The sequence below is a fragment of the Ruegeria sp. AF3 genome (assembly GCF_056536285.1).
The window spans coordinates 1,744,988-1,758,514 of record NZ_JBQFJM010000001.1; the positions used below are offsets into that span (position 1 = coordinate 1,744,988).

The 13,527-nt window shown below is 58.7% G+C and carries 11 protein-coding genes; 3 read left to right on the plus strand and 8 right to left on the minus strand.

The features are described 5' to 3' along the window. Nucleotides 1-155 precede the first annotated feature (155 nt). The 3 genes from ACR3FC_RS08860 to ACR3FC_RS08870 are packed head-to-tail and all read left to right on the plus strand — an operon-like array spanning nt 156 to nt 4,297. Nucleotides 156-1,142, plus strand: a complete 987-nt coding sequence (locus tag ACR3FC_RS08860) for a glycosyltransferase family 2 protein (protein ID WP_480474365.1) — start codon at nt 156-158, stop codon at nt 1,140-1,142. Continuing rightward, nucleotides 1,139-2,839 (plus strand): DUF5927 domain-containing protein, encoded by a 1,701-nt coding sequence (locus tag ACR3FC_RS08865; protein ID WP_480474366.1) that lies wholly within the window; start codon nt 1,139-1,141, stop codon nt 2,837-2,839. Before ACR3FC_RS08860 ends, ACR3FC_RS08865 begins: the two co-directional genes overlap by 4 nt. A gap of 6 nt (nt 2,840-2,845) precedes the next feature. Further along, nucleotides 2,846-4,297, plus strand: a complete 1,452-nt coding sequence (locus ACR3FC_RS08870) for a nodulation protein NodH (RefSeq protein ID WP_480474367.1) — start codon at nt 2,846-2,848, stop codon at nt 4,295-4,297. Here the strand turns inward: ACR3FC_RS08870 and ACR3FC_RS08875 are convergent. The 8 genes from ACR3FC_RS08875 to hslO form a co-directional block, all read right to left on the minus strand. Next, nucleotides 4,281-4,799 carry a L,D-transpeptidase family protein gene (locus ACR3FC_RS08875; protein WP_480474368.1) on the minus strand — a complete coding sequence of 173 codons (519 nt, stop codon included), beginning with the start codon at nt 4,797-4,799 and terminating at the stop codon, nt 4,281-4,283. The two genes, ACR3FC_RS08870 and ACR3FC_RS08875, sit on opposite strands and share 17 nt — an antisense overlap. A 59-nt stretch (nt 4,800-4,858) precedes the next feature. Further along, complete coding sequence (locus ACR3FC_RS08880; RefSeq protein ID WP_480474369.1) at nt 4,859-5,644, minus strand: ion transporter; 786 nt, start codon at nt 5,642-5,644, stop codon at nt 4,859-4,861. 21 nt (nt 5,645-5,665) lie between these two features. Continuing rightward, nucleotides 5,666-6,895, minus strand: coding sequence for a class I SAM-dependent RNA methyltransferase (locus ACR3FC_RS08885; protein ID WP_480474370.1), 1,230 nt, complete (start codon nt 6,893-6,895; stop codon nt 5,666-5,668). 39 nt (nt 6,896-6,934) lie between these two features. After that, nucleotides 6,935-8,767, minus strand: coding sequence for an ABC transporter ATP-binding protein (locus ACR3FC_RS08890; protein ID WP_480474371.1), 1,833 nt, complete (start codon nt 8,765-8,767; stop codon nt 6,935-6,937). Further along, complete coding sequence (locus ACR3FC_RS08895; protein WP_480474372.1) at nt 8,764-10,602, minus strand: ABC transporter ATP-binding protein; 1,839 nt, start codon at nt 10,600-10,602, stop codon at nt 8,764-8,766. Before ACR3FC_RS08895 ends, ACR3FC_RS08890 begins: the two co-directional genes overlap by 4 nt. A gap of 191 nt (nt 10,603-10,793) precedes the next feature. After that, nucleotides 10,794-11,948 carry a CCA tRNA nucleotidyltransferase gene (locus ACR3FC_RS08900; protein WP_480474373.1) on the minus strand — a complete coding sequence of 385 codons (1,155 nt, stop codon included), beginning with the start codon at nt 11,946-11,948 and terminating at the stop codon, nt 10,794-10,796. Continuing rightward, nucleotides 11,945-12,541: a CoA pyrophosphatase gene (locus tag ACR3FC_RS08905; RefSeq protein ID WP_480474374.1), complete on the minus strand. Its 597-nt coding sequence runs from the start codon at nt 12,539-12,541 to the stop codon at nt 11,945-11,947. Before ACR3FC_RS08905 ends, ACR3FC_RS08900 begins: the two co-directional genes overlap by 4 nt. Next, complete coding sequence (hslO, locus tag ACR3FC_RS08910; RefSeq protein ID WP_480474375.1) at nt 12,534-13,520, minus strand: Hsp33 family molecular chaperone HslO; 987 nt, start codon at nt 13,518-13,520, stop codon at nt 12,534-12,536. The genes ACR3FC_RS08905 and hslO overlap by 8 nt, the downstream gene beginning before the upstream one ends. Nucleotides 13,521-13,527 lie beyond the last annotated feature (7 nt).

A 13,527-nucleotide genomic window follows, 5' to 3' on the forward strand; every position in this document is an offset into this window, starting at 1 on the left:
TACCATTTCCGGGGTTTAAAAAAGTTGCCTCAGAAGAGGTAGAAGTGGCATAAACCCACAATGTCCTGTCGCACCAGCGGTCACGGCAGGTTCGGGGAAAGCTCGCGTCATAATAAAGGTTGGGCAGTCGCGTGAGCCTGTTTGATTCATACAAGATGAGATTGCGGCGCAAGCGCCGTATTCTGCGCTGCCTCAGACGTCGGCGCGAACTTAAGCCCGCCAGCACCAACACGTCTGCCATCCGCAGTGACGATATCCTGTTGATGAGCGTTGTGCGAAACGAGAAAATTCGCCTGCCGTACTTTCTGGAATATTACCGCAAACTGGGCATCGACCATTTTCTGATCATCGACAATGACAGCGATGACGGCAGTTTCGAATTCCTGAAAGAGCAGGCCGATGTATCGGTCTGGCGGACGACAAGCAGCTACAAACGTGCAAGCTATGGTCTTGACTGGTCGAATTACCTTTTGCGCAAATACGCGCATGGACATTGGGTTCTGAGCGTCGACCCGGATGAGTTTTTCATCTACCCCTTCTGCGACACCCGCCCGATCCGCGCCTTGACAGACTGGCTGGACGGAAGCGCCGTGCGCAGCTTTGGCACCATGCTGATCGACATGTATCCCGAAGGGCCTGTCGATGCCGAAACCTATCGCGAGGGGCAGGATCCCTTTGAAATCGCACGGTGGTTCGATCCGGGGAATTACACGATCACCAAGAACCCCGATTACAAGAACCTGTGGATTCAGGGGGGCGCGCGGGCGCGGGTGTTCTTTCGCGACAAGCCATCCAAAGCCCCGGCACTGAACAAGATCCCGCTGGTCAAATGGGATCGGCGGTATGTCTATGTCAGCTCGACCCACTCGCTTTTGCCGCGCGGGCTGAATCAGGTGTACGACGAATGGGGTGGGGAAAAGGCCAGCGGTTCTTTGCTTCATGCCAAGCTGATCGACACCCTTGGCGACAAGGCACGCGAAGAATTGCAGCGCAGCCAGCACTATAGCGGTTCGGGCGAATACAAGGCCTATGCCGCACAGCTTGAAGACAAGCCCGTATTCTGGTGCGAATGGTCTGAGGCCTATATCAACTGGCGGCAGCTTGAGATTCTGGGCCTGATGTCAAAAGGAAACTGGGCATGAGCGGTCTGGGCATCGTCATGCTGGTTCATACCTCGCTGGACCGGGCCGAACAGGTCGCGCGTCATTGGACCGCTGCCGGATGCCCGGTTGTGATCCATGTGGATCGCAAGGTGCCCGGTGAAGAATTTGCGCGATGCGTCGCGTCCTGTTCCGACAACCCCCGGATCGCATTTTCTGACCGGCATCAATGCGACTGGGGCGGGTGGGGCATCGTTGCTGCCTCACAAAGCGCGTCCGAACTGATGCTGGAGCAATTTCCGGAAACGCGCCACGTCTTCCTGTCGTCGGGGGCCTGCCTGCCGCTGCGCCCGGTTCAGGAGCTGATCGATTACCTGGCCGACCGGCCTCGTGTCGATTTCATCGAAAGCGCGACAACGTCTGATGTCAGCTGGACAATCGGCGGGTTGGATCATGAGAGGTTTACGCTACGGTTCCCGTTTTCCTGGCGAAAACAGCGCGGATTGTTCGACGCATATGTAAAGCTTCAGCGCGCGGTCGGGTTTCGCAGGAAAATCCCCGACGGTCTCGTCCCGCATATGGGCAGCCAGTGGTGGTGCCTGACCCGTCAAACACTGTCTGCCATTCTACAGGACCCCAAGCGCAAACAATATGACAGCTACTTCCGCCATGTGTGGATTCCGGATGAAAGCTATTTCCAGACATTGGCGCGGCTGTATTCTACACATATCGAGAGCCGATCCCTGACCCTGTCCAAGTTCGACTATCAGGGCCGACCGCACATTTTTTACGACGATCATCTGCAATTGCTGCGGCGATCAGACTGTTTTGTTGCCCGCAAGATCTGGCCCCGTGCGGAACGGCTGTATCAGGCGTTTCTGACCGATCAGGCCAGTGCGATGAAACCGGCAGAACCCAATCCCGGCAAGATTGACCGCGTGTTTTCCAAGGCGGTCGAGCGGCGGACACGGGGGCGTGACGGGCTTTACATGCAAAGCCGGTTTCCCCGGCACGGCAGTGAAAACGGCCTTACCTCGTCACCCTATTCCGTATTTCAGGGCTTTTCCGAACTGTTTGAAGATTTCGAAGATTGGCTGGCCGCGGCCACAGGCACTCGCGTGCACGGGCATCTGTTTGGACCCGAGCGTGCGGAATTTGCAAAGGGTGAAACCATCACAAACGGTGCGCTTAGCGATTGTGCTTTGCTGCGCGATTACAATCCGACGGCCTTTCTGTCGAATCTGATCTGGAACACACGCGGCGAACGCCAGTGTTTCCAGTTCAGCCCCCGCGACACGCAGGACATCAATTGGTTTCTGGCGCGGGACAAGAATGCGCAAATCTCGGTCATCACCGGGGCCTGGGCAATTCCGCTATTCCGGTCGAACCTGAATTTTTCGGATATCCGGTGCGAGGCCGCGCGTCTGCAACAGATCGAAACCAAACAGCTTGAGGTTCTGACCTCGGTCTGGACCAAGGCGCGGATGCGCAGCTGGTCTCTGGCCGATTTCATTGAAGCACCGATGGAGCCCTTGCAGACAATCCTTGACGAGATTGGCGCGCATCAGGCCAGCCACCTGACCGAAGTGCCCACCATGGTCGATCTGTCCGGGTTCGGGAAGTTCCTGCAAAACCTCAAGAACCAGGGAATGCACCCTTACCTGATGGGCGATTTTCCTTCGGACGATGTGTTCGGCCGTCAGACGAAACCCTATCGCAAACCCTATCTGGTGCAGTAATCATCCATGCCAGCCAATTGTGACTACTTCGTTGTTCTGGCTGCCATGCGCACAGGGTCGAACCTGCTTGAGGCCAATCTGAACGCGCTGGACGGGGTTTCCTGCCACGGCGAAGCCTTCAACCCGCATTTTGCCGGCAACCTGAAATCCGATACCCTTCTGGGTCTGTCGCTGGAAGACCGCGATGCAGATCCGATGCGGCTGTTGTCGGCAATCCGTTCGGCACCGGGCGACTTGAACGGTTTTCGGTATTTCCAGGACCACGATCCACGCATTCTGAAGCCAGTGCTGAACGATCCGCGCTGTGCCAAGATCATTCTCACGCGCAATCCGCTGGACAGTTTTCTGTCCCTGAAGATCGCGCGCGCCACGCAGCAATGGCAGCTGAAGAACGTGAAGCGCCGCGTCGATGCACAGGTTGCGTTCGACGGGGCCGAGTTTTCTGAGTATCTGGATCAGGTCCACAGCCACCAGCACATGTTGCGGCGGCATTTACAGAAGACCGGTCAGACTGCCTTTTTCATTACCTATGACGACCTGGCCGAGTTGGACGTTCTGAACGGTCTGGCCGCATGGCTGGGGGTTGAGGCGCGGCTGAGCAAACTTGACGATACTCTGAAACCGCAAAACCCGGCTCCTGCCGTATCGAAAGTCACCAACCCCGATGAGATGCAAGACGCCCTGTCCAAGCTGGACAGGTTCGGATTGCACCAGCCCGCCCGTTTCGAACCAAACCGGGGCGCGGCGGTGCCGCAATACGTCGCCGCAGCCAGATCAGCATTGATGTATTTGCCCATTCGCGGCGGCATAGAGCCTGTTATTGCGCAATGGATGGCCAGCCTGGATGGCTGTTCTACGGACGATCTGGTCACAAACCGGAACCGCAAGGAAATCCGCGTCTGGATGCAAGACCACCCCGGACACCGAAAGTTCACCGTGTTGCGCCACCCGTTGGCACGGGCGCATTCGGCGTTCTGCCAGTACATTCTGGATACCGGGCCGGGCAGTTACAAGATGGTCCGCAATTACCTGCGCAACCGCCTCGACCTGCCAATCCCCGGGCAGGTGCGCGACAACAATTACCCGGTCGAACAGCATCGGGATGCATTTCTGGCGTTCCTCGGATTCCTGCGCATGAACCTCAACGGTCAGACGCCGATCCGCGTTGACGGGACGTGGTGCAGCCAGTCCCGTACGCTGGATGGCATTGCCAGCTTTCTGATGCCCGACGTTATTCTGCGGGAAGAGGAGCTGATCACGGCTCTGCCGGATCTGGCCCGCTCAACAGGCCACCTCAATCCGCCTGTCCCCGGCCAGTGCGCGCAAGATGTTCCGTTTACGCTGGATCAGATCTATGACGAACAGCTTGAAGCGCTGGCATCCGAGGTCTACCAGCACGACTATGAAACATTCGGGATTGCAGCGTGGGCGCCAGTGCCCCCTAAGGGCGCAGAGTGATCAGCGTCCCCCGGTTGACCATCGCATAGATTTCTTCGATCTCGTCATTCTTGACCGCGATGCATCCCGCGGTCCAATCCGGAGTTTTCTTGGCGCGTTTGAACTCGGATCGCAGATTTGGCTGCCCGTGAATGAAGATGTCCCCACCCGGATCAACTCCCTCAGCCTTGGCCTTGGCGATGTCCTGAGAGTTGGGATACGATATCCCGATAGACAGGTGATACCGGCTGTTGGGGTTGTGCCGATCGATCAGGTAACTTCCTTCGGGCGTGCGGCCGTCTCCGCGTTTGGTTTTTGTGCCCTGCGGCGCAAACCCCAAATCCACATCATATTCCTTGAGGACTTTTTCGTGGTGCAACAAATAAAGTTTGCGCGCGCCCTTGTTGACCACCAGCGAGGTGACCTCGGGCCCATCATAAGTCAGAAAATTTGGTCGGGCTGATGCACAAGCCGAAAGGCCCAGCGTTGCCATCGCCCCCAATCCGAATGCTCGACGATCCATGTTTCACTGCCTGCTTTGTTTTTTGGGGCTTATTATGCCAAAAAATGCGAAAACTGAAATCACTTTTTGATGTTCAAGTTTTCGGTCAGATGCCGCTCGATGCTCTCCAAGCGTTCCAGAACCTCATCACGATACGCATCAGTTTTGACCTCATCCTCTGCATGGTGCGCGTCCTGCATGGAATTTACGATCAGACCCACCAATAGGTTCACCACCGCAAAGGTGGTGACCATGATGAAGGGGACGAAGAACAGCCAGGCGTAGGGATAAACCTCCATCACCGGGCGGACGATCCCCATCGACCAGCTTTCCAGCGTCATGATCTGAAACAGTGTATAGGCTGACCGGCCAAGATCGCCGAACCAATCCGGGAAGGTTGCCGAGAACAGCTTGGTCGAGATCACGGCACCGATATAGAACAGAATTGCCATCAGCAGGAACACACTGGCCATTCCCGGCAGGGCCGAGATGAACCCTTCAACCACCCGGCGCAGTCTTGGCGCAACGGAAATCACGCGCAATACCCGCAGGATTCGCAGGGCTCGCAGAACGGACAGGCCTCCGGCGCTGGGAACAAGCGCAATGCCGACGATCAGGAAATCGAAATTGTTCCAACCGTTTGTGAAAAACCTGCGTCCGGTCGCGATCAGTTTCATGGTAATTTCCGCCACAAAGATCGCAAGGCACAGCTTGTCCAGCATCACGATCAGCGGCCCGGCGGCTTCCATCAGGGTCGGCGACGTCTCCATCCCTAAGAGCACTGCGTTAAAGATGATGACAGCCGTTATGAATTGCCCGAATGCAGGCGCTTCGATGATGTTCAGCAGACGCTGTCTGAAACCCATGGGTCGCTTTCTCCTGTCTGATCAAGATGCGGCGTTCAGGGTAAACCGCGCAGCAAGTTCCGTATGTGACGACCATCGAAACTGGTCAACGACCTGCACCCATTCAAGGGTATAGCCAACGTTAACCAATATTTTTGCATCGCGCGCGAAGGTGACGGGGTTGCACGAGACATAGGCAATCACCGGGCGTCTGGCCTGTGCCAGCTCGGCCACCTGCGCCTCGGCACCGGCGCGGGGCGGGTCCAGTACGATTGCGTCAAACGATTTCAGTTCATCCGGCATCAACGGACGACGGAACAGGTCGCGGGCCTCGGTCGTCACGCGTTTCAGACCTTGCGCCCTGCGCCAGCCCTGATCCAGTACCTGCATCATGTCTGCGGCACCTTCTACCGCGTGAACCTCGGCTTTTTCCGCCAGCAGCAATGAGAATGTGCCGCTGCCCGCAAACAGGTCAACAATTCGTTTCGCACCCTGCGCCGCCTCGGAAACGGCCTGTAATAGAGCCTGTTCTCCGTCTTTGGTCGCCTGAAGGAAGGCACCGGGCGGCGGCGTGACGACGGCGGCCCCAAAGCGCTGAACCGGAGCGTGGCGCATGGCGATCACTTCACCATCCCAGCTGAGCCGCGCTAGACCGTGTTTTTCGGTTTCTTGCGCCAGTGCCAGCTCCAGCGGCCCATCCAAGGGCTTGCCGCCCTTGACGGCCACATCCAGCCCGCCTTCGGACAGGGTGAGCGTGACGGCCAAGACGCCCTTGCGGCTGCCGCCCAGAACCGCCAGCGCCTCGGCCACGGGGATGGCGGCGATCAGGGCCGGATCGAGCAAACGGCAATCCGGGATTTCGGTGATCGTGTCCGATGCACGTCCATGGAACCCGGCCAATGTGCCTTTCTTGGTCCGCCTGACGGCAATCGTGGCGCGTCGGCGTGAGTGTTCGGGAGATGTGTGTATCGGACGCATCGGCGCCTCAACCCCCTGCGCGGACAGGGCGTTGCGGACAATGCTCAGCTTCCAGTCGGCGACAAACGCATCAGAGGCGTGTTGCAACTGACAGCCACCGCAGGCTTTGTAATGGCGACACGGGGCCTTTACCCGGTCATCAGACGGCACCTCGACGCGGATATCGGTCAGCACCTGATCAACAAGGGTGCCGCTGACAACCTCACCCGGAAGGGTGCGCGGGGCATAAACGGGCCCATCAGCGATGCCGTCGCCCTGATGGCCAAGCCGGGTGATTGTGTATTTCTGCGTCATGAGGGGCCTGATATCCGGGCTTTGGGTGCAACAAAACCCTTATTCGGCAGCTTCTGCCTGAATGAAGCCACCAGATTGCCGATGCCAGAACCGGGCGTAAAGCCCGCCCTGATCCAAAAGGTCTTCGTGGGTTCCGGTTTCCACGATTTGCCCCTGATCCAGAACGATGATCCGGTCCATCTCGCTGAGTGTCGATAATCTGTGGGCGATGGCCAGAACGGTTTTTCCCTGCATCACCCGATGAAGCGCCGATTGAATCGACGCCTCGACCTCGGAATCAAGGGCCGAGGTTGCCTCGTCCAGAACCAGAATGGGTGCGTCCTTAAGAATAGCGCGTGCAAGGGCGATCCGTTGCCTTTGACCACCGCTGAGCTTTACACCTCTCTCGCCCAGATGAGCGTCATAGCCGGTACGGCCCTGGGCGTCCTTGAGGCTCAGGATGAAGTCATGCGCTTCGGCCTTGATTGCGGCCTTGATCAACTCGGCCTCGGACGCGTCCGGGCGGCCATAGAGGATGTTTTCGCGGGCGGACCTGTTGAACATCGCCGTTTCCTGCGTGACCATGCCGATCTGGCGGCGCAAACTGTCCTGCGTGACTTGCGACACGTCCTGCCCATCGATGCAAATAGCGCCGTTTTCCCTGTCATAGAGCCGAAGAAGAAGCGAAACGAGTGTTGATTTGCCCGCCCCTGAGGCACCGACAATTCCCAGCTTTTCGCCCGGTTGCACGGTGAGCGTCAGGTCCGTAACACCGCCGACGTCCCGGCCGTAAGCAAAACTGACATCTTCGAACGAGATGGATCCTACGGTTACATCAAGATCTTTCGCGCTGCGCGCATCCTCGACCCTGTCCCGTCTGGCCAGCGTCTTCATCCCGTTTTCGATCTCACCCACATTGGCATAGAGGCCCATCAACGTGAAGCTGACCCATCCGGTCATCTGCGAAATCCGAACCGACACCGCGCCAGCGGCAACGATGTCACCGGCGGTTGCCATTCCGAACTGCCATAACCACAGCGTCGCCCCCAGCAGGAGAACAGGCAGAATGCCGGCAAGCGCCATCAGGACGAACCGGAAACTGGCCGACAGCTTGCCGAACGCCAGTGATTTTTTCCGCAGCTCGACCATCGAGTGCCGCGCGGCCTGATCTTCGAAATCCGAGTGCGCAAAAAGCTTGACGGTTTTGATGTTGGTGATCGTGTCGACCACCTGCCCCGAAACCATCGCCCGCGCCCCTGCACGTGCAGCCGAGCGTATGCGAATACGCGGCAGGTACCAGCGCACCAGAAGGAAATAGACCACCAGCCAGGCTGCAAAGGGCAGCATCACCAAAGGATGAATAGACCCTAACAAAAGCAAAGAGCCCGCTAGCGACGCCAACGCAAACACAATCGCACTGATCGTTTCGGACACGACCGAGGCCATGGCGTTCGACGTCTGCATCTGTTTCTGGGCAATGCGCCCGGCGAAATCATCGTCGAAATAGGTGACAGACTGGCCCAGCGTCCAGCGGTTCAGCTTGGCCAGCACCAAAGGCGTGATGTTGGGCATCACGATATAGTTGTTCGAAATCGAAGACAGCCCAAACAGGATCGGGCGCAGCAGCATGAAGAACACCACCGCCCCAAAGATCATCCACATATTCCCGGCGGTCATGAAATGCTCGGGCCCGCTGGATGTTGCCACATCGATCACACGCCCCAGAATCCACGCTGTTCCAGCCTCCATCGCGCCAGCCAGGGCCGAAAAGAACGCGGCGACAAACAGCATGGGCCACGCGCCCGAAAGGCTCCAGCGAATGAACGCCCCCAATGTCTGCGGCGGGGGCGTTTCTGTGGTCCTGAACGGATAGATGAGATCGGCAATCTTCATTCAGCGGCCTCCGGGTTCATGAAGCCGCCAGATTGCCGCGCCCAGAACTGCGCGTAAAGGCCACCCTGCGCCAATAGATCAGAATGCGCGCCCTCTTCGACGATGCGGCCCCCGTCCATCACCAGAATGCGATCCATCTGCGCAATGGTGCTGAGACGGTGGGCGATGGCAATCACGGTCTTGCCCTGCATCATTCCGTAGAGGGTTTCCTGAATTGATGCTTCGACCTCGGAATCCAGCGCCGATGTCGCCTCGTCCAGCAAAAGTATTGGCGCGTCCTTCAGGATCACCCGGGCCAGCGTTACCCGCTGCCTCTGACCACCGGACAGCTTTACGCCCCGCTCACCCACATGCGCATCATACCCGGTGCGCCCCTGCGGGTCTTGCAGGTCAAGGATGAACGCGTGCGCTTCGGCCTGTTTGGCTGCGGCAATCATCTGCGCCTCGGTCGCGTCCGGACGACCGTAAAGGATGTTGTCACGCACAGAGCGATGCAGCAACGCACTATCTTGCTGGACCATGCCGATATGGCTGCGCAGGCTGTCCTGTGTGACACCCGCAATGTTCTGATCATCAATCAGAATGGCACCGCGTTCGACGTCATAAAATCGCAAAAGCAGCTTTACCAGAGTCGATTTTCCGGCACCCGACCGCCCAATGAGGCCGATCTTTTCGCCGGGCTGAATGGTCAGGTTGATGTGGTCAAGCCCACCGGCATCGCGCCCGTAATGGTGCGAGAGATTGCGGATCTGGATCTCACCCCTGGTCAACCGCAGGGGTTTGGCGTCGCGCGCGTCAAGCAGATCGATGGGTTGGGCAATGGTCTCCATCCCCTCAGCCACGATACCAAGCTGGCGGAAGAAGCTGGTCAGCGCCCACATGATCCATCCGGTCATGGCGTTCAGGCGCAGGGTCAGTGCGGTTGCTGCCGCGACGACGCCGACCGAAGCGGAACCCTGCATCCACAAGGCAATTGCCCAGCCCACGACACCCACGATCAGCACCCCGTTCAGGGTGACCAGAACCGCATCCATGATGGTGAAAATCCGCATCTCGATCTGGAATGTCCGGCGCGTTTCCTCGATCGCTTCGCGGGCATAGTCCAGCTCTTGCGGGCCATGGGCGAACATCTTGACGGAATGAATGTTGGTATAGCTGTCCACGACGCGGCCGGTAACAGTTGACCGCGCATCGGATGCCGCCTTGGACGCCGGCCCGACACGGTGAACCGTCCAGCGCACCAGCATCGCGTAGAACACAAACCAGATCAGCAGCGGGATCAACAGGCGCGCATCCGCTACATAAAGCAGGATCGCCGCACCGACCAGGTAGGCCAGTGAAAAGGAAATCGCGTCAAAGACCTGAAAGATCACCTCACCCGCTGCGGGCGGTGTCTGCATGATCCGGTTGGCAATTCGCCCTGCAAAATCGTTTTCGAACCAGCCAACCGACTGACGCAGAACGTGTTTATGGGCGCGCCATCGGATCAGAGTGCCAAAGTTCGGCAGGATCGTGTTGTTCAGGATCAGCACGTCGACCAGATGCAACAAAGGGCGCAGAAACAGGACAAAGGCCGCGATCAACAGCAGCTCGGTCCCGTGGTTCTGCCAAACCTCGGTTGGGGTACCGCCCAACAGGTCGACGACACGACCCATATAATAGATCAACCCGATCTCGACACCGGCGACGATAATGGAAATCAGCGCAGCCCAGACAAAGACCCGGTAGAACGGGCGCGAATAGTCCAGCAGGAACGGCCACAGCCGGGTCGGCGGCGTGTCAGCCTCATGATAGGCGACAAAAGGGTCAACAAGGTTTTCGAAATAGCGAAACATGGAGTGTGCTCCGATTGAGCAGAGAAAAAGACGTGCGAAGACAGATGGCGCCTGAACACCACCCTTTACGGGGCAAGTGTCCCGGCTTTAGCCGAACCAGATCCCGTAATACATTCGCATTCCTCCATCCATATGACGGGCGCACCTAACCACAATGGGCAAAAGTTGTCATCCCCTTTTGAGACTAAACATCAGCTTGCAAGCAAGTCTTCGCGTGACAGCTCAAAACCCGACGCGATCCAGAGGCTTTCAAGCTCGGCCAGTTTCTGGCCCAGCGCCGGGCCGGTGAACCCGGGGATCAGGTCCTTGGCCTGTATCGGGAAACGCGCGGCTGCACCTGCGTGCAGGTCCTGTCTGAAGTTTTCGGACCAGGGTTGTTCAAAGAAGGCGCACCGCAAAAGGGTTTTGTTCAAACCGCCTTCGTCACCATACCGATAGCCCAGTTCAGCCACGCTGGTGGTTGACTGCGCTTCGGTCCGCATTCCGGTCAGGCGTTGCAGTTGCGAACGGCTCAGGCGCAGGGTTGCGGCATCATCGGGCGTCGCGATAGCCGCCAGACGACGCAGGGGGTTCGGCTCGGCACCTGCCGCATTTTCCAAAGCGACCAGCGGTGCCAGCGACCGGTCATCCGCGCCCGGCAGCAATTGCGCCAATACGCCGGTGCTGCGCATCGTCGCAATGGCCGGGGCCGGATCAGGCGCGCCCAGCAGTTTCAGCAGCTCGGCCCCGACGCGTTCCCGCGACAACGAGGTCAGCCCATCAAGATTGGCACCAATGGCAGCCAGCGCGTCCGGGTCGAAACCGGCATCCGGGTCACCATACCAAGCGTGAAACCGGAAATAGCGCAGTGACCGCAGATAGTCTTCGCGAATGCGATCTTGGGCCTCGCCGATGAACCGCACGCGCCGGGCCTGAAGGTCGGGAAGCCCGCCAAGGGGGTCTAACACGGTGCCATCTGGCAGTGCATAAAGCGCATTCATGGTAAAGTCGCGCCGCGCGGCATCTTCTTCGACGTTATCGGAAAAGGCGATGACGGCGCGGCGGCCATCAGTTTCGACGTCACGCCGGAAAGTGGTGATCTCGTGCGGGATACCGGCGCTGACCACTGTAATCGTGCCATGGTCGATACCGGTGGGGATGGCCTTGAGGCCCGCTGCCTGCGCCATCTCGACAACCTGTTCAGGCCGGGCGTCAGTGGCAATGTCGATATCCGACACCGGCGCGCCCAGCAGCGCATTGCGCACGCACCCGCCCACAAAAAGCGCTTGCGCCCCGGATGAGGTCAGGGCGGCGCATACCTTTTGGGTCGCCGGTTCGCTGACCCAAAGTTCTTCAATCTGCATCATTCATTCACCCGTGCAGCAAGCCCGCGCAATATGCGGGCCGTCGCGCCCCATATGTAATAAGGGCCGTACGGAACTGTGTAATATCTGCGTTTCTGGCCACGCCAGCGGCGCGATTCAACCAGATAGTTCTTGGGATTCAAGAGATGCGCAAGGGGGGTCGAAAAGACTTCGTCGACTTCGCCGGGTTCCGGAACAGGTTGGAATCCCTTTCGAAGAACGGCCACCACGGGTGTAACCGTGAAAGAGGTGACTGTTTCATGCGTCGGCAGGTAACCCAGAATTTCTGGAAGATCCGCGGGAAGACCAATCTCTTCCTGTGCTTCGCGCAGGGCCGTAGCCGTGACATCTGCATCCCCTTCATCCTGTTTGCCGCCGGGGAACGCGATCTGACCCGGGTGGTGTTTGAGGGCCGAGGACCGTTTCGTCAGAATCACCCGAGGGGTGTCATCTGCAAGCGAGATTGCAACCAGAACCCCCGCCGGGCGCAGGCGACGCCCGGGCGGCAGGGAAGTGTCCGGGTTCAGGTCAAAGTCGCTGGACCCGTGACCGGGACGGCGCAGCGCCGTCCGGATCTGTTCAATCGGGTCAAGCACCCTTGCGGTCTTCGGCTTCAAAGCCAACCGTTGACGGATCGAGCACGTAATGTGCGCCGCAGAACTGGCAATCGGCAGTGACCTGACCTTCGGGCGTCGTCATCTTTTCGAGGTCCTTTGCCGAATAGATCGACAGGCTCTGCCGCACCCGGTCTTCGGAGCAGGTGCAGCCAAACTGCACGGACTGCGCATCATAGACCCGTGGCTGTTCTTCGTGGAATAGCCGGACCAACAATTCAGTCGGCGCAATTGAAGGACCGATCAACTCAAGATCCTCGACTGTGTCCAGCAGGATATTGACCCGGCCCCAGTTTTCGCCCTCTTCGCCGTCGACCAGATCGCTGGCGGTCAGAATCTCGCCATTGCCTTCCCCCGAGGCGGCGAATGGCGAGGCTTTGGGCATATGCTGCAACATGATACCACCGGCACGCCAGTGTTCATTCACGCCGGGCTCGGTCGATTTGCCAAAGCTCAGCGAGAACCGGGTTGGCAGCTGTTCGGACTGCGCAAAATAGGCCTCGGCGCAGGCGCTGAGAGAGGCTCCGGTCAGCGGAGTGATGCCCTGATAGGGCTGCGTGCCTTTGCCCTGATCTATCATGATGGCAAAATACCCTTCGCCCACCTGATCGAAGGGGGCCGTATCGGTGAGCCGGTCACGGTCAAAGCTGGCATAGGCCCGGATCTGCGCAGGCTGGCCTTCGGTCTTGGGTGCGTAATAGTCGGTCGCAATCATGCGCACCGGCCCCTTGGACTGCACCTGCAACGACAGCTTCCAGCGCAGCGCAACCGTCTGCCCGATCAATGCGGTCAGCAGGGCCATCTCGGCCACCAGCGCCTCGACCTGTTCGGGGTAGTCATGCTGCTTCAGGATGCCATCCAGCACACCATCCAGACGAGCCACACGGCCACGCATATCCGATACATCGAGTTGAAAGGGCAGGACGGTATCGTCCCACGCGATTTTCGTTCCAAGAGACATGGGGTTT